The organism is Agathobaculum sp. TL06 (assembly GCF_054658635.1).
Map to the genome: position 1 here is coordinate 218267 of NZ_BAAGGY010000001.1, position 15452 is coordinate 233718.

Consider the following 15452-nt stretch of genomic DNA (forward strand, 5'->3'; position numbering starts at 1 on the left):
CAAAAACCATATAAAAAGCAGCCGGAACCTGCCGGCTGCTTTTCCTTATTCCTTTTCCTCGAAGATTTCGCTGGTGCCGGAAAGCCGGTCATGCAGCATACGCCTGCTCGGCGTATACATGCCCAGCATGATCGAAACGATCGTCACCGCCACCATCGCGATCCGCAGCGCGTTCGCGACGCTGTCACCCGCCGCGCGGGCGATCAGTTCCCGCAGTAGCTGACTGGGGAACGCGACCGCGCCCTCCACCAGCAAAATTCCAACGATCTGCCGCAGGGCGAGCGCACCCGCGCCCACCCTGCCCGCACTCCCTGCGCGCACAATGCGCAGACGGAACAGCCGTTTTCCCGGCGTCCGTCCATTCCAGAGAAGCGGAATCAGCCAATAGTACAACACGCCCAGCAGGAGCGCGACCGTTCCCCAAAGCCAGCCGGCAGCGCCGTCTGGGATAGAGGTGTCGATTGCCGTGGAACCGGTACGCATGGAATTGACGAGCAGGAGCGGCGCGCCGCATGCCATCGTCGCCAAATACCAGTCCACCGCGTAAGCGGCCAGCCGCCGAAACGGCCCGACTGCATTGGTTTTCATGCAAACGCCTCCCCGCAAACCTGTTCCAGCGCTTCCCCTACAGTTTTCACCGTCCATGAGGCGGCCTGCTGAACGCATTCCTCCGCACTGGACATGGCAAAGCCGCGGAAACGGGACAGCATCTCCATATCGTTCCGTCCATCCCCCGCCGTATAGACCTGCCCGGGCGCAACGCCGAAATGCGCGGCAACCGCCGCAACAGCCGGCGCTTTGCCTACGCCCTCCGGCACGACATCCACATATTCGCAGTTCGGCCAGGCGGACAGGCCGAGCCTGTGCAGCGCATCCGCCAGCGCGACCGCCGCGCGGCCGTCCTGTGTGCGGCAGCTGATCTGATAGACCGCCGCCAGCTCCTCCGCACACCGGCGCATGGCGTACACCCGCCCGATCGCATCTATGTAGGCCTGCTCCCCTGCGGATACCTCTGCGGTGCGCTCTTTGCCGCTGCGGAACATATACGCTTCTTCCCTGCCGAGTATCGTGAAGAACAGGCACCGCTCCCGCAGCAGTGGCAAGGCCTTCTCCCAGCCGGAAAGCAGCTTTTCCTGCAGGCAGTCCGCGCCCGCCTCTATCCGCGCGCCGTTCATCAGGATGAGGAAATCGCAGGCCAGCCCATGCTGGGAAAGCTCGTCTTTCAGGGTTCCCGGGTCCCGCCCGCTGCATATGCCGAAGCGCCCGCCTTTTTGACGGAACCGGCTGACCGCGGCCAAGGTCTGCGCGTCGATCTCCTGTCCATGGGACAGGGTGCCGTCAAAATCGCTGGCAAACAGCACCGCGTGCATATTATTCCCCGATCTCCTCGGCCGGCGCAGCCTGTTCTTCCTTCAAATACTGCTTATCCAGCGCCGTGATGAACGGGTAATAGATCAGACCGCCGATCAGCAGCACCACCAGCTGCAGCACGCCGCCGCGCCAGTCGTTGCACATCATCCAGCCTCCGAACGGCGCAGGCAGCGTCCACGGCACGGTCACGCCCGTCGGATACGGCACCAGGCCGAAATACATGGCGCAGAAAGAAATCAGCACGGTGACAGGCGGCACAATGAAGAACGGGAGGGCCATCATCGGGTTGAGCACCATCGGCAGACCGAAGATAACCGGCTCGTTGACGTTAAAAATACCCGGCAGCAGGCTGAGCTTACCCAGCGACTTGATGCGCTTGGAGCGGCACTTGAACGCCATGATCGCTGCCAGCGATACCGTATTGCCCGTGCCGCCCAGGAAGATGATGTGGTTTGCGAAGTCCTGCGTCACGATATACTGGCGCGCAGCCGTTGCAGACGCCTCAAACACATCCAGGTTGGCAAAGCGCGCCGCATACCACAGCGGACCCATGAACGAGTCGATGACCGCCGTGCCGTGGATGCCGAAGAACCACAGGATAGAGTTCAGTATGGTAATAAACAGCGTGCCGATCAGCGTCGTACCGATATCGGTCAGCGGCATCTGGATCATGGTCACGATGAAGTTCGTCACAGTGCCGAACGGCGTCGCAGCAAAGATCAGGCGGATAATCAGGAACAGAATAACGACCACCGTTGCCGGAATAAGCGCCTCAAACTGTCGGGACACGAAGCTCGGCACCGTGGCGGGCATCTTGATCTTCACATTCTTTTTCAGCAGCACCGCATACAGCTTGGTCGCCAGCAGCGCGGTGAGCATGGCGGTAAACAGGCCGCCCGATTCAAAGCTCGACGCGGCGTAGCCGCCCTCCTCCATTTGCTGCAGCAGCAGGAAGTAGGCCGCAATCGAGATCGCAACCGCGGGCAACGGCTCGACCTCCTCCTCTGACGCGAGGCTGTGCGATACGCCGACCACCGCAAACAGGGCTACCAGGCCCATCGTCGCCGGATTGACCATATCCCAGCACCAGGAATACCATACGTCGCCCACGATAGAGGCCATGAAATCATGGAAGGCCTGCACTGGGAAGTCGCCGATGACAATGGCGATCGATCCAATAATCAGCAGCGGCATGGAAAGCATCAGGCCGTCGCGCAGCGCGACCAGATACTTGTTGCTGGAGAGCTTCTGCGACAGCGGCATCAGATGCGTCTCCATAAATCCCGTCATTTTACTCATTTTTGTTCCCCCTTGGTTTTCTGGTTTATATCTATTTCAAAACAGGGAAATGCTCCCCGTTGACCGCGATATATTCGTCCAAAATCCTGCGCGCCAGATCGGTATCCACCACCGTGCGGTTGACGACAAGCGCCTGCAGCGCCTTTTGGTAAGAGCCTTCGAGCGCCGCGTCCACCGTCAGCTTTTCATAGGCGTACTGCCCTTCCAGCAGGCCCTTTTCGAAAGTCCCCGCAGGCTGTATCCGCAACGGCTCGCCGCCCCGCGCCCCCACGCGGCAGGCGACCTCCAGCATCATCCCATCCGACAGGTTGGGGACAATGCCGTTGTTCTCAACCATCAGCAGGAATACCTCGTTCTGGTTATAGGCAATGCTCATCGCCAGTTCCACAATATAGGTCGCATGCGCGTCATTGTGCGCGATCGTCGCGGATTCAAATTCGCCGTCTGCATTTTTATGCGAACCTGCGCTGTATTTCTGATCCAGGTCAAATTTTGTGCCGCGTATCTTCCCCAGGGACACGATTTCGTCACAGTACGCCTTTACGCGCTTTTCCCGCCCGTCCATAACAGTGTTCGCACGGGTATAGTTGGGATTGGTATGCGAAACCATGGTCTGCGGATACAAATAGTATTGCATATAGGTATTCGGCAGAGAGTGCGGAAAATCCTGCACCATTTTTTCCAGATGCTTGAACGTGAAATTCCAGTAGGCGTCGTTTTTGCCGGAAAAACCAAGCTCATCGTCGCAGTTGCCGCGCTTGAGCTTTTCCAGTATCTCCGGCAGCACATCCTCGCCCGTTTTTTTGTCATACATGGCGGTAAACCAGCCGAAATGGTTGAGTCCATAATAACGCGGTTCCACATCGGTTCGCTTGCGCCCGCCGGCCAGCGGGCAGAAAATATCCATGATCGAGATCGGCATATCGCAAATGTTGATCAGGCGGAAATCATCCGGAAAAACGCGCTTGGTCGCCTCCGCGACAATGGCGGCCGGATTGGAGTAATTGAGGATCCATGCCTCCGGCGACCAGCGGCGGATCGCGCGCACCAGCTCGATCATCGCAGGCACCGAGCGCATCCCGTAGGCAAAACCGCCGGGGCCGCAGGTTTCCTGGCCGATCACGCCGTATTTCAGCGGGATTTTTTCATCCATTTCACGCATTTTCAAGCCGCCCGGCCGAATCTGCACCAACGCAAAGTCAATATCCGTAAACGCGGTTTCCTCGTCTGTTGTATAGACGAATTCAGCCTCCGGATAGTATTCGCGGTAAAGTATTTCGCCAAAACGGCCGATATGCTCCTGCCTTTCCGCGTCGTTGTCATACAGCACGACCCGGCGAAGCGGAAAATGCTCCCGCACCAGGCAAAGCATCTCCAGCATATCCGGCGTATAGGTGCTGCCGCCGCCTGCGATCACAATCGAAAACTGCTTCATGACAGCCACTCCTCCTTTTATATCCTTATATTAGGGCGCAAAAAGCCCGTATTCCCTTATGTCTTTAAGCATAAAGAATACGGACTTTTTTTCAAGTATTTCAAATGAATAAAAAATTTGTCAACTGTATAAAAAACATGTTTCCGATTTTTCCGCCGCGGTTGCAGCCCGCGCTCCGGCCTGTTAAAATAGAAATAGCAGTCATATTGGTCAGCTTTCCTGCTGCAGCCGATCCACCAGACGGGACAGGATATATTCGAACAGGATGATCGTCCGCCCGATAAAGAAATCAGGAACGTTATACGCTACCGACCCTCCGGTTCGGATCACCAGGCAGTTGTCGCTCATGCGTCCCAGCGTGGAATCCCCGTGCGCCGTGATGGTATACAGCTTGTGCTGCAGGGTCTGCGCATGAAGGGCTATGTCCACCAGGTCGCGCGTTTCCCCGCTTTTGGACAGAATCAGCGTCAGGCTGGGCTGGTCCCCGCCCCGCATCATATCGACCGGCGCGCCGTCGTACGCAAGAATGCCCAGCGTCGCCAACCGGCGCATAAAGTACGACGAGGCGATCGTTGAAAAGCCAAGCCCCACGATAAAAATGCAGTTGTTCCGACAGCGCAGAATCTCATTTGCAAAGGCTTCAATGCGCGCCTCATCCACGGTTTCCAAAATGCTTGTCAGGTCGATTCCGGCCGCGGCATTCCGCTCCTCCTCCGCATGGCGGCGGAGAGAATAGATCATATCGCTGTAGCCCTGGTATCCCAGCTTTTTGGAAAGCTTGATAACCGTTGTCGTGGACACATAAGACTGCTGCGCGACCGAACGGATATTGATTTTCGTATCATGCTCCACCGCGTCAAGTATCTGCTCCAGCACCCTATGCTCGGTTTCGTTGAGCAAATGCCGTTTGGACAAATCGATTAAATTCATCAACAGCACCCCCATTTCATTATTCTGCTGTTCTTATCAGTATAACATATTGTGTCGAAAAATAACAGAGGAGGCTTTTCATTTATGAACGTATTACTGCTTTGCTCGCAGGGCATGTCGACCGGCATGCTGTGCGACCGGATCGCGGCCGCCGCCAAGGAGGACGGCTGCGAAATGACCGTATGGGCCGCCAGCGAAATTAAGGCGCGCGAGCACGTCGGCAAGGCCGACATCATCCTGCTCGGGCCGCAGGTCCGCTATCTCAAGAACCGCATCGCGGAAATGGCGGAGGGCAAGCCGGTCGAGGTCATCGATATGATGGCTTACGGCACGATGGACGGCAAAAAGGTTTATAACGATATCAAAAAGCACATGGGAGACAAGTAAATGGCAATCACACAGGAGCAGCTTGAGCAGGCCTGTTTCCAGCTCATCTCATTCAGCGGCGCGGCGAAAAGCGATTTCCTCGAAGCGGTCGAGTACGCAAAAAGCGGCGATTTCCCTCAGGCCGAGGCCTCTGTCGAACGGGGAAACGAAGAATACCTGCAGGCGCACAACGCCCATTTTGATCTGATCCAGGAAGAGGTCAACAGCGAAAACGGTCTGCTGACCCGCCTGACGCTGGTTCATGCAGAGGATCAGCTTGCCATGGCGGAATCCACCCGCATCCTTGCCGAGCAGTTGATTGAGCTGTACCGGCGCCTTCAGAAATAAGACCTACCCGTTAAACAAAAAGCAGCCTTTCCGTACTTATTCGTGCGGAAAGGCTGCTTTTTATTTTCGCCTGCAAAAACTTGAAAAATTTCCTTGACAATTATCCGAAATCGGACTATACTGCAAACAGTCCGATTTCGGACATGAAAGGAGCTTGCCCTATGGACTCGATTTCTTATCCGGAATTCAGCCGGATCTATAACGGTCTGCAAAAGGAAAGCAATCAGCTTTACCGTCTGCTTTCCAGGCATTACGGTATTTCCGAAAGCGTGAGTTGGATCCTCTATGTGCTGCGGGAAGAGGACCGCCCCCTCACCCAGACCGAGCTGTGCAATACGCTCTATCTCAGCAAACAGACCGTCAACTCCGCGCTCAAATCTCTGGAAGCGGATGGTTATATCCGTCTGGAATGTGCGTCCGGTAACCGCCGAAACAAAAATATCTATTTGACCGAAGCCGGTCTTGCGCTCGCCAGGCGCACGGTCGATAATGTGTTCAAGATGGAGGAGCGGGCTTTTCTCCGTCTTTCGGCGTCCGAGCGCGCCGCGATCCTATCCCTTGGGCAAAAACACCTGAACCTGCTGCGCGAGGAGGCTGGCAGGCTTTTATCCGGAAAATCTTTTGGAGGATAATTTTTATGCAAATCAGACTTTCCGATCACTTCAGTTACCGAAAGCTGCTGCGCTTCACCCTTCCATCCATCGTCATGATGATCGTCGCTTCCATTTACAGCGTGGTCGACGGACTTTTTGTTTCCAATCTTGTAGGGGATCTGGCGCTTTCCGCGGTCAATATTATTTTCCCCGCCACCATGATCATCGGCGCGGCCGGATTCATGCTCGGCACGGGCGGCAGCGCGATCGTGGCGCGCACGCTGGGCGAGGGCGACCGTGAACTGGCCAACCGCTATTTCTCCATGATTATTTACAGCGTAATCATTCTGGGCGTAATCCTGTCCGTCGCCTGCGCGATTTTTATTGAGCCGATCGCGCGGCTGTCCGGCGCCAGCGACCTGCTGATGGACGATTGTATTGCATACGGCCGCATCATGATGCTCGGCAACGCAGCGTTTATGCTGCAGGTTTCGTTCCAAAGCTTTTTGGTCGTTGCGGAAAAGCCGCAAATGGGGCTTGTGCTGTCCATCTCGGCCGGCATAACCAACATGGTGCTCGACTATGTGTTTATCGCCGTTTTCCAGATGGGCGTTGTAGGCGCGGCGCTGGCCACGGTGGCAGGATACTGTGTCGGCGGCTTGATCCCGCTGGTCTACTTTTTCCGTGCGTCTCCCGACCGCCTGTGTCTGTCCAAAACGCAGTTTTATCCCAAGGAGTTCCTGCATACCTGTACCAACGGCTCCTCCGAGCTAATGAGCAATATCTCCGCCTCCATCGTGGGTATCCTGTTCAATATCCAGCTCATGCGGATCATCGGCGAGGCGGGCGTGGCGGCGCATTCGGTCATGATGTATGTGGATTTCGTCTTTATCGCTGCCTTCCTCGGCTTTTCGGTCGGCAGCGCGCCAATCGTCAGCTATCATTACGGCGCCGCCAACCACAGCGAGCTGAAAAATGTTTTCCGCAAAAGCATCGCCATCATCGCGGTCACTTCGGTCGTCATGGTGCTGGTTTCCGAACTGCTCAGCCGCCCCCTGTCCTTTGCCTTTGTGGGGTACGACGCCGACCTGCTCGATATGACGGTACACGGCTTCCGCCTGTTTGCGCTCTGTTACTTTTTCTGCGGCGTCAATATCTACGCCTCCGCGTTTTTTACCGCGCTCTCCAACGGTGTCATTTCCGCATTTATCTCGTTCATGCGCTCCCTGGTACTGCGCGGCGGCCTGGTTCTCCTCATGCCAGTCTGGCTCGGCCTGGACGGCGTATGGACCTCGGTCATCGCCGCTGAGGCGCTCGGCGCCTGCATTGCCGTGGGCTTTTTCATGATGCAGCGGCACAAATACCATTACCTGTAAGGCAGCATTTCCATACAGCAGAACAGAGGGGACGAAAGTCCCCTCTGTTCTGCTTCTTCATGGTAATATGCGCCCATATGTCCGTTCACACCAGAATTTCAAATATCCCCAGCCCGACCATCAGCAGATTGGCCACGGGTTCAGCTAACCATCCGATTATGCCGCCTTCCCGCAGGCCGCCGATCCAATTCCCGCCGAAAAAGAACAGCAGGCTGCATAAAAAGGCGCAGGCCGCCGTTGGAACAAGCCGCATGCCGGTAATGCTGGCGCCCACGCCAAGCCCAATGTTGTTTACCGCCAGCGCCGCGCCCAAAAGCAGGGTGCTTTTCAGCGTCAATGCGCGCGGAACACGCTCCCTGCCGTCCTTTCCCTTTTGGGAAAACCAGGGTCGCAGCAGGCCGAACAGCCCGATGCCCATGATAATGCCGCCGCCCAATACATTTTCAAACCGGTCGGGCAGCACCGGCAGGAGCATCCGCCCTAAAAGCATGGAGCAGACTGTCCCCGCAAGGGACAGCAGGGCCACCACAAGATTGGATTTCCAGTCGACCCTTATTTTCCGCAGCCCATAGGATAGCCCCACGACCAGGCTGTCCGCGCTTGCCGCTGCGGAAAAAGCCAAAACCGAAAGCATCTGTATCCGCACAAAAACACCCTTTCCCGAAAAACGCAATACGCTTCCGTAAGGCATTTTATTGCGGAACGAACCGGTCGGTTCCTCCCTCACTTTTTCCGGATAAACTCCTTGGGATTGCGCCCAAATTCCCGTTTGAACGCCTTGATAAAATTGGAGTAATCGTTAAACCCGCACTGCATGCAGGCGGTCATGACCGGCACCCCCTCGCACAGCATGTTGCGCGCGACCGTCAGGCGCTTCTTGATAATGAATTGATAGAGCGTCAGCCCCGTATAGAGCTTAAACTGATGCGCCAGATAGGATTTGCTGATAAAAAACACGTCTGCCAGGCGGTCAAGTGTCAAATCATCCGCAAAATAATCGTTAATATAGGCCACGATCTCGTTTATTTTTTCATTTTCCGTGACATCCTTCCGAATAGCGTCCGGCGTGGCAAAATAGGCGCGATTGAGATAAACCAGAAATTCCAGCAGGTAGATCGCCGAAAGCGTGCCGCTTCCGAACTCCTGCTCGTCCCGACTGTGCAGCATTTTTTCGCAGATCCCTTTCAGCCGCGAAAGCACATTGCTCTCCGGCCGGATCAACTTGTACTTTTTCTGGCTCGCATCCGTAAAGCAGGCGGTCAGGTCCGCGCCCTTCCCCGCCGTCTGCGCCAGGAAATCCGGATGAATCCAGATCACAAAGCGTTCATACGGCTTGCCTTTTCGGATGTCCGGCTTGTGAATATCCCGATTGTCCGTGAGCAGGATATCCCCCGGCCGCAGCTGATAGGTGCGGCCTTCGATGCTGTAGGACACCTCGCCGGACAGGAAAAAGAAAATCTCATAGAACGCATGCTCATGGAAATCCACCTCGGGAGGAACAACGTCCAGATAGTGATAGCATTCAAAATCCGGCCGCTCCATCGTTTGTCTTTGAGTAAAAATATCTTTATGCAAATCCAACAATTTCTCCTCCCCTCTTTTGTATGCGTTTATATTATATAGCAATATTCACCATATTTCAAGCAGGATATCCCGAGAATCGACTTTCACAAAACGGTATAATAAGAGTACAAAAAGAGGGAAAAAGGAATCATTTCCCCGATATCATTTCAGAAAGAGAGGTTTTACAGATGCAAGGTTTCATTCACGACGATTTCCTTCTGACCACGGAGCCCGCGCGCAGGCTGTATCACGAGCATGCGGAGCGCATGCCGATTTTCGATTATCACTGCCACCTCAGCCCGGCAGAGATCTACGAAAACAAGCAGTTCTCGGATATCGGCGAGGCCTGGCTTGCGGGGGACCACTACAAGTGGCGTGTCCTGCGCGCAAACGCCGTGCCAGAGGAATACGTCACCGGAAACGCCAGCTATCGGGACAAGTTCGACCGCTTCGCCGCGATCATGCCCGGCCTCATTGGGAACCCCATTTATCACTGGTCCCATCTGGAGCTCAAGCGCTTCTTCGGCATTGACGAGCTGCTGAGCAGCCAAACCGCCGATTCGGTGTGGGAGCGCGCGAACAGCAAGCTGCAAAGTCCGGAGGGCGCGGCGCGGTCCCTGATCTCCGAAAGCAATGTACGCGCCCTTTGTACGACGGACGATCCGGTCGACGACCTGCGCTACCACCGTCTGCTGGCGGAGGACGACAGCTTCACAACCAAGGTGCTGCCTACCTTCCGTCCGGAAAAAGCGCTGGATATCCTTTCCGCCGGCTATCCCGCCTATCTGCAGAAGCTGGGCGCCGCGTCCGGAATCTACGTCCGCACGCTTGACGACGTCAAGCAGGCGCTGGCCGCCCGCGTAGAGTATTTTGCCTCGTGCGGCTGCCGCCTATCCGACCATTCGTTCGGCGCGCCCGATTTCACCGTCTGGGATGAAGGTGCGGCGGAGGAGGCCATGTCCAAGGCACTGGCCGGCGAGCAGCTGCTCGATTACGAGGTCGCGGCCTACCAGTCGGCCATCATGGACTTCCTGGGCGGCCTGTATGCGGACAAGGGCTTCGCTATGCAGCTCCATATCGGTGCGATCCGCAATCTGAACACGCAGCGCTTCCGCTCGATCGGCGTGGATATCGGCTGCGACTCGATCGGCGATACCATCCCCGCCGCTTCGCTCGCCGCTCTGCTCGACCGCATGGCGGTACGCGGCAAGCTGCCCCGCACTATCCTCTACACGCTCAACGCAGCGGACAACGACAAGCTCATTGCCGCGGCGGGCTGCTTCCAGGACGAAAGCACGGCGGGCAAAATCCAGTTCGGTTCCGCCTGGTGGTTCAACGATCATTTCGACGGTATGACCGCCCAGCTCAAGAGCCTGGCCAATATCGGCGTGCTCAGCCGCTTTGTCGGCATGCTCACCGACAGCCGTTCGTTCCTTTCCTATCCGCGTCACGAATATTTCCGCCGCGTGCTGTGCGAGCTGGTCGGCGGATGGATTGCCTCCGGCATGGCGCCCGCGGATTACGACGGTATCGGCAAAATCATTGAAGATATCTGCTTCAATAATATCTGGCAGTATATCGGGCTGGAATAAGCGCATTATTTTGCGGCAACTGAAAGAATAAAAGGGAGACGCTTATGAAAAAAAGATTTCGTGCGGCGGCGCTGGCATTGTCTGCAACGCTGATGCTCGGCGCGCTCGCAGGCTGCGGCAGCAGTTCGGCCGCGGACCAGCGGGAAATCATCCGAATCGGTCACAACCAATCCACCAACCATCCGACGCATCTTGCGCTTGTCGCTTTTGAGGAGTTCATCGAAAGCAAGCTCGGTGACAAGTATGACGTTGAGGTTTTCCCCAGCGAGCTGCTCGGCTCGCAGAACGAAATGGTGCAGTTGACCCAGACGGGCGCTATCAACTTCTGTGTGGCCAGCAACTCCTTGCTGGAAACCTTCAGCGATAACTACACACTGTTCAACCTGCCTTACCTGTTCGCCTCCAGCGAAGCGTACCACGCCTCTATGGATGACGAATCCATCACCGGCCCGATTTTCGAATCCACCAAGCAGGCGGGCTTTGAGGCCGTGACCTGGCTGGACGCGGGTACGCGCAACTTCTATACGGTCGATAAGCCGATCGAGACCCCCGCCGACCTGAAGGGCCTGAAAATCCGCGTGCAGCAATCCCCCACCAACGTGCAGATGATGAGCCTGCTGGGCGGCTCCGCCACCCCGATGGGCTTCGGCGATGTTTACACCGCGCTCCAGTCCAAGATCATCGACGGGGCGGAAAATAACGAAATGGCCCTGACCGACAACGGTCACGGTGATGTGTGCAAATATTATTCCTACGACATGCACCAGATGATTCCGGATATCCTGATCGGCAATATCGCTTTCCTCGACGGGCTGAGCGAAGAGGAACGCGCGGTCTTCGATGAGGGCTTCGAGCTGGTCAACCAGGTCCAGCGGGAAGAGTGGGTAACCGCGGTCGAAAACGCTAAGGACCGCGCGGAAAACGAGCAGGGCGTCCATTTCCTCTATCCCGACACGGCGCCGTTCCAGGAGGCCTGCGCGCCGATGCACGACGCCATGCTCGAGCAATACCCTGACCTGAAGCCCATTTACGACGCGATACAGGCTTATAACAAGCAGTACCCGTCGACCGAGTCCTGAGGAGGTGCCAGAGAAATGAAAGCGTTGAGAAATGTGCTCACCAAGCTGCTCAATGTGCTTGCCGGCGTAAGCTTTATCGCAATGGTCGTCCTGACCTGCTGGCAGGTCTTCACCCGCTATGTGCTGCAGGATCCCTCTCCCTGGTCTGAGGAGCTGGTTTCCTATCTGTTTGCCTGGGCCAGCCTTTTGGGCGCGTCCCTGATTACGGGCGAGCGCGGCCATATGAATATCCCGATTGTTGTGGAGCGCATGGGCGCAGGCGCGCAGAAAACGCTCGGTATCCTCGGCGAGCTGGTCGCCTTTGCCTTCTCCGCCATCATTCTGGTTTATGGCGGCGTGCAGATCTCCCAGCTTGCCATGGGACAGATGACCTCGTCGCTCGGCGTCGCTGTCGGCGTATTCTATGTCGTGCTTCCCCTTTGCGGCGTGTTGAATATGATCTATACCGTGCTGAATATTGCCGATATCTGCAAAAACGGCACAGAGACAAAACAGGAGGGGGCATAAACTATGGCTATTGAATCCTTGCTGATTATCATCGGCGTGCTGGCGGTACTGCTGATCGTCGGCGTACCGATCTCGTATTCCATTGGTATCGCGTCCCTGGTCGCGATTTTGCAGACCGTTTCGCTTGACGTATCGGTCGTTACCGGCGCACAGCGCATCTTTGTCGGCATGAGTAAATTCAGCCTGACCGCAATTCCTTTCTTTATCCTCGCCGGCAACCTGATGAACCAGGGTGGCATCGCAAAACGCCTGGTGGATTTTGTTATGGCGATATTGGGCAAGCTGCCCGGCGCGCTGCTCGTGACCAACGTCGGCGCCAACGCGCTGTTCGGCGCGATCTCGGGTTCCGCTTCCGCGGCGGCTGCTGCGGTCGGCAGCATGGTGGAAAAAGGCGAAGAGGAGCAGGGCTACGACAAGGCGCTCTGCGCTGCCACAAACGGCGCCTCCGCCCCGTCCGGCCTGCTGATCCCCCCGTCTAACGCACTGATTACCTATTCGCTTGCCGCGGGCGGCACCTCTGTAGCCGCGCTGTTCATGGCGGGCTACATCCCCGGCATCATCTGGGCGATCTGCTGCATGGTCGTGGCGGTCATCATTTCGATCAAAAAAGGCTACAAGGGTCTGCCCGGCAAATTCGACTGGAAGAACCTCGGCATCTGCACGCTCAAGGCAATACCGGCACTTTCGCTGATCGTTGTTGTCATCGGCGGCATCGTCGGCGGTATCTTCACCGCAACCGAAGGCTCGGCCATCGCGGTCGTCTACGCACTGATCCTGGGCATCTGCTACCGTAACATCACCTTAAAATCCTTCTGGAACATTGTTGTGGACAGCGCGAAAATGAGCGGCATGGTTGTCTTCCTGATCGGCGTATCCAACATTCTCGGCTGGGTCATGGCATTCACCCAGATCCCGCAGGCAATCTCCGAGGCTCTGCTCGGCCTGACGCAGAACCCCATCATCATCCTGCTGATTATGAACGTCATCCTGCTCATTGCCGGTACGTTCATGGACGTTACGCCGGCGATCCTGATTTTCACACCGCTGTTCCTGCCGGTTGTCAAAACCTTTGGTATGGACCCTGTACAGTTCGGTCTGATTTTGGTCTACAACCTGTGCATCGGCAATATCACCCCGCCGGTCGGCAACACGCTTTTCGTCGCAATCAAGGTAGGACGATCGACGCTATCCGGCGTCATGCCTTATATGCTATGGTATTACGTTGCTATTTTGGTCGGCCTGCTGCTGGTCACTTATGTTCCTTTCATCAGTTTGGGACTGCCTATGGCCGCCGGCTTGCTCTAAACGGACAAAAAAACAGAAAACCGCGGTTTTCCGCGGTTTTCTGTTTTTTTATTTTATACCTCCGACAGCTTTTCCAAAAGCTCGGACTGGATGCGCAGCCGGATATCGATTATCTCGCCGCGCTTTTCCTGGGAGAGTTCCTCGCCGCCTGCTGCCGTTCCATCGGCGGCGGACGCTTCCGCGCTGCCCCGTGTTTTTCCCGTTCCCGTGTGCAGGCGACGCTCGGAAAGCTGCGCAATTTCGCTTACCGGCAGCATATCCTTCCGTCTGCCGCGTCGGTCAAGCAAGCCTTTTGGCCCCTCAGCCTCGAACTTCCGCAGCCATCCGTAAATCTGATAATAGGAAACATGGTATTCTTTTATTGTCAGTGCATAGTCTTTTCCATGCGCGATACAGTAGCTTACAATTTCTATCCGCTCTTCCAACGTGGTTTTTCTTCCCTTTTCCATACGACCACCCTTTCGACTCAGCTTTTTCTTAATACAGATAGTTGCACGCAGCCGCACAAAAGAGGGGCTGATTCCACAAACCGCGTCTACGCCGTCTTAACGCCGGCAACCGCTCTATCCAGTTGCAAAAATGAGCAGGACCTCACGGTGGGAGGGCCTGCTCATTCTATCAGGAAAGGCGGCGCACCCTCCCTAATCGTCTGAACTGCTGCGAATAAATAGAAACCGCAAGGGGTTCTATGACAGACTCCACCGCTTATCCCAGCGGTACAAAAATAGCATCAATAAAACGGCAAGTCAAGCGACCTTAAGGAAATTGGCAGGTTCGCCCCATTTCTATACGGTATCTTAACGACCGTTTTTCCCCTTTTTTCATCGCACCGTGAAACAGCAAACGCTTTCCCGTTCCTGCAAGCACCAATTGACTGCCCAACCTTTTACAGTTTGCGCAAACAAACAAAAATTTTTTATCGTAGATCACCAAAATCGTGCAATATATCACTAAATAAACAAAAATAATTTATGTATTTATACAAATTGCATAAATTATGTTGACAAATTATTCTCCTGGTAATAAAATAATCTCAGAAAAACGACGGAGGAGGGTGAAGGATGAAAAAGGAGATTAATACGGAGCGAGCGCCGGCGGCGATCGGTCCGTATGCACAGGCGGTAGCGGTGGATGGGCTGGTGATCACATCGGGCCAGCTGCCGATCGACCCGTCGACAGGCAGCTTTCCGGAAGGGATCGCAGAGCAGACGAGGCAGTCTCTGACCAACGTCAAGGCGATACTTGCGGAAGCCGGCGTCGGGATGGATCGCGTGATTAAGACCACGGTGTTCTTGAGCGACATGAACAACTTCGGGGCCATGAACGAAGTGTACGCCACCTTCTTCGGTGAAGGCGGTTACCCCGCCCGTTCGGCGGTCGAGGTGGCGCGCCTGCCGAAGGACGCCCTGGTCGAGATCGAAGTCATCGCGGCCCTGTAAGCGTTTTCCCCTGTTCCCCTTGTAAGGTACTGTCCGCCAGTCGCGACGCCGGAGACGCAGGCCGGCATACGATGACCGGGGTATCCTCTAACAAAAGGCGCAAACCGCGCCGTGATCTATTGGAGGTAATAAATATGGACAAAAAAATGGCTCACTATCCGCTGGATGTACCTGCACCGCATCACTATACGTTCGCTGTTCGTGATATCCCCGAAGTCACGATCGAGCAGCGCGAGCGCGCGCTGAACG

At 55.9% G+C, this 15452-nt stretch carries 17 protein-coding genes; 9 read left to right on the top strand and 8 right to left on the bottom strand.

Going from position 1 to position 15452, the window contains the following annotated elements:
* Positions 1-45 precede the first annotated feature (45 nt).
* From ACYQ3S_RS01105 to ACYQ3S_RS01125, 5 genes are all read right to left on the bottom strand, one after another.
* On the bottom strand, positions 46-588 hold the full coding sequence (locus ACYQ3S_RS01105) for an RDD family protein (RefSeq protein ID WP_459686924.1): 543 nt from the start codon (positions 586-588) through the stop codon (positions 46-48).
* Positions 585-1370, bottom strand: coding sequence for an HAD family hydrolase (locus tag ACYQ3S_RS01110; protein ID WP_459686925.1), 786 nt, complete (start codon positions 1368-1370; stop codon positions 585-587). Before ACYQ3S_RS01110 ends, ACYQ3S_RS01105 begins: the two co-directional genes overlap by 4 nt.
* Before the next feature lies 1 nt (position 1371).
* A complete protein-coding gene (locus ACYQ3S_RS01115) occupies positions 1372-2670 on the bottom strand; it encodes a PTS sugar transporter subunit IIC (RefSeq protein ID WP_459686926.1) in 1299 nt (432 codons plus the stop codon).
* Between the two features lie 31 nt (positions 2671-2701).
* Entirely contained in the window at positions 2702-4105 is a 1404-nt protein-coding gene (locus ACYQ3S_RS01120) for a family 4 glycosyl hydrolase (RefSeq protein ID WP_459686927.1), read from the bottom strand.
* 210 nt (positions 4106-4315) lie between these two features.
* Positions 4316-5035, bottom strand: a complete 720-nt coding sequence (locus tag ACYQ3S_RS01125) for a MurR/RpiR family transcriptional regulator (protein ID WP_459686928.1) — start codon at positions 5033-5035, stop codon at positions 4316-4318.
* An 84-nt stretch (positions 5036-5119) separates the two neighbouring features.
* Between ACYQ3S_RS01125 and ACYQ3S_RS01130 the strand changes: the two genes are divergently transcribed.
* The 4 genes from ACYQ3S_RS01130 to ACYQ3S_RS01145 all read left to right on the top strand — a co-directional run bounded on the left by ACYQ3S_RS01130 (position 5120) and on the right by ACYQ3S_RS01145 (position 7718).
* Positions 5120-5422 carry a PTS sugar transporter subunit IIB gene (locus ACYQ3S_RS01130; protein ID WP_459686929.1) on the top strand — a complete coding sequence of 101 codons (303 nt, stop codon included), beginning with the start codon at positions 5120-5122 and terminating at the stop codon, positions 5420-5422.
* A complete protein-coding gene (locus ACYQ3S_RS01135) occupies positions 5423-5749 on the top strand; it encodes a PTS lactose/cellobiose transporter subunit IIA (protein ID WP_459686930.1) in 327 nt (108 codons plus the stop codon).
* A gap of 161 nt (positions 5750-5910) precedes the next feature.
* Complete coding sequence (locus tag ACYQ3S_RS01140; protein WP_459686931.1) at positions 5911-6381, top strand: MarR family winged helix-turn-helix transcriptional regulator; 471 nt, start codon at positions 5911-5913, stop codon at positions 6379-6381.
* A gap of 5 nt (positions 6382-6386) precedes the next feature.
* Entirely contained in the window at positions 6387-7718 is a 1332-nt protein-coding gene (locus tag ACYQ3S_RS01145) for an MATE family efflux transporter (RefSeq protein WP_459686932.1), read from the top strand.
* 85 nt (positions 7719-7803) lie between these two features.
* Here the strand turns inward: ACYQ3S_RS01145 and ACYQ3S_RS01150 are convergent, their stop codons facing one another.
* Both ACYQ3S_RS01150 and ACYQ3S_RS01155 read right to left on the bottom strand, forming a co-directional pair.
* Positions 7804-8364, bottom strand: a complete 561-nt coding sequence (locus ACYQ3S_RS01150) for a manganese efflux pump (protein ID WP_459686933.1) — start codon at positions 8362-8364, stop codon at positions 7804-7806.
* Positions 8365-8441: 77 nt separating this feature from the next.
* Positions 8442-9299: an AraC family transcriptional regulator gene (locus ACYQ3S_RS01155; RefSeq protein ID WP_459686934.1), complete on the bottom strand. Its 858-nt coding sequence runs from the start codon at positions 9297-9299 to the stop codon at positions 8442-8444.
* A 170-nt stretch (positions 9300-9469) separates the two neighbouring features.
* On the opposite strand from ACYQ3S_RS01155, the gene uxaC reads away from it, so the two are divergent.
* The 4 genes from uxaC to ACYQ3S_RS01175 are packed head-to-tail and all read left to right on the top strand — an operon-like array spanning position 9470 to position 13764.
* The gene (uxaC, locus tag ACYQ3S_RS01160) at positions 9470-10873 is read left to right on the top strand and encodes a glucuronate isomerase (RefSeq protein WP_459686935.1); all 1404 of its coding nucleotides are present in this window, start codon (positions 9470-9472) and stop codon (positions 10871-10873) included.
* Between the two features lie 44 nt (positions 10874-10917).
* Positions 10918-11952 (top strand): TRAP transporter substrate-binding protein, encoded by a 1035-nt coding sequence (locus ACYQ3S_RS01165; RefSeq protein ID WP_459686936.1) that lies wholly within the window; start codon positions 10918-10920, stop codon positions 11950-11952.
* 15 nt (positions 11953-11967) lie between these two features.
* Positions 11968-12459, top strand: coding sequence for a TRAP transporter small permease (locus tag ACYQ3S_RS01170; RefSeq protein WP_459686937.1), 492 nt, complete (start codon positions 11968-11970; stop codon positions 12457-12459).
* A gap of 3 nt (positions 12460-12462) precedes the next feature.
* On the top strand, positions 12463-13764 hold the full coding sequence (locus ACYQ3S_RS01175) for a TRAP transporter large permease (RefSeq protein WP_459686938.1): 1302 nt from the start codon (positions 12463-12465) through the stop codon (positions 13762-13764).
* A gap of 53 nt (positions 13765-13817) precedes the next feature.
* Here ACYQ3S_RS01175 and ACYQ3S_RS01180 read toward each other — a convergent pair whose 3' ends face one another.
* Positions 13818-14213: a helix-turn-helix domain-containing protein gene (locus tag ACYQ3S_RS01180; RefSeq protein ID WP_459686939.1), complete on the bottom strand. Its 396-nt coding sequence runs from the start codon at positions 14211-14213 to the stop codon at positions 13818-13820.
* A 612-nt stretch (positions 14214-14825) separates the two neighbouring features.
* Between ACYQ3S_RS01180 and ACYQ3S_RS01185 the strand changes: the two genes are divergently transcribed.
* Complete coding sequence (locus ACYQ3S_RS01185) at positions 14826-15203, top strand: RidA family protein (protein WP_054328573.1); 378 nt, start codon at positions 14826-14828, stop codon at positions 15201-15203.
* The last annotated feature ends 249 nt before the right edge of the window (positions 15204-15452 follow it).

Coding starts and splice junctions, on each gene's coding strand:
- ACYQ3S_RS01135 (WP_459686930.1), top strand. CDS start 5,423: ATGGCAATCACACAGGAGCAGCTTGAGCAGGCCTGTTTCCAGCTCATC.
- ACYQ3S_RS01165 (WP_459686936.1), top strand. CDS start 10,918: ATGAAAAAAAGATTTCGTGCGGCGGCGCTGGCATTGTCTGCAACGCTG.
- ACYQ3S_RS01145 (WP_459686932.1), top strand. CDS start 6,387: ATGCAAATCAGACTTTCCGATCACTTCAGTTACCGAAAGCTGCTGCGC.
- ACYQ3S_RS01105 (WP_459686924.1), bottom strand. CDS start 588: ATGAAAACCAATGCAGTCGGGCCGTTTCGGCGGCTGGCCGCTTACGCG.
- ACYQ3S_RS01140 (WP_459686931.1), top strand. CDS start 5,911: ATGGACTCGATTTCTTATCCGGAATTCAGCCGGATCTATAACGGTCTG.
- ACYQ3S_RS01125 (WP_459686928.1), bottom strand. CDS start 5,035: ATGAATTTAATCGATTTGTCCAAACGGCATTTGCTCAACGAAACCGAG.
- ACYQ3S_RS01115 (WP_459686926.1), bottom strand. CDS start 2,670: ATGAGTAAAATGACGGGATTTATGGAGACGCATCTGATGCCGCTGTCG.
- ACYQ3S_RS01110 (WP_459686925.1), bottom strand. CDS start 1,370: ATGCACGCGGTGCTGTTTGCCAGCGATTTTGACGGCACCCTGTCCCAT.
- ACYQ3S_RS01175 (WP_459686938.1), top strand. CDS start 12,463: ATGGCTATTGAATCCTTGCTGATTATCATCGGCGTGCTGGCGGTACTG.
- ACYQ3S_RS01185 (WP_054328573.1), top strand. CDS start 14,826: ATGAAAAAGGAGATTAATACGGAGCGAGCGCCGGCGGCGATCGGTCCG.
- ACYQ3S_RS01180 (WP_459686939.1), bottom strand. CDS start 14,213: ATGGAAAAGGGAAGAAAAACCACGTTGGAAGAGCGGATAGAAATTGTA.
- ACYQ3S_RS01120 (WP_459686927.1), bottom strand. CDS start 4,105: ATGAAGCAGTTTTCGATTGTGATCGCAGGCGGCGGCAGCACCTATACG.
- ACYQ3S_RS01170 (WP_459686937.1), top strand. CDS start 11,968: ATGAAAGCGTTGAGAAATGTGCTCACCAAGCTGCTCAATGTGCTTGCC.
- ACYQ3S_RS01130 (WP_459686929.1), top strand. CDS start 5,120: ATGAACGTATTACTGCTTTGCTCGCAGGGCATGTCGACCGGCATGCTG.
- uxaC (WP_459686935.1), top strand. CDS start 9,470: ATGCAAGGTTTCATTCACGACGATTTCCTTCTGACCACGGAGCCCGCG.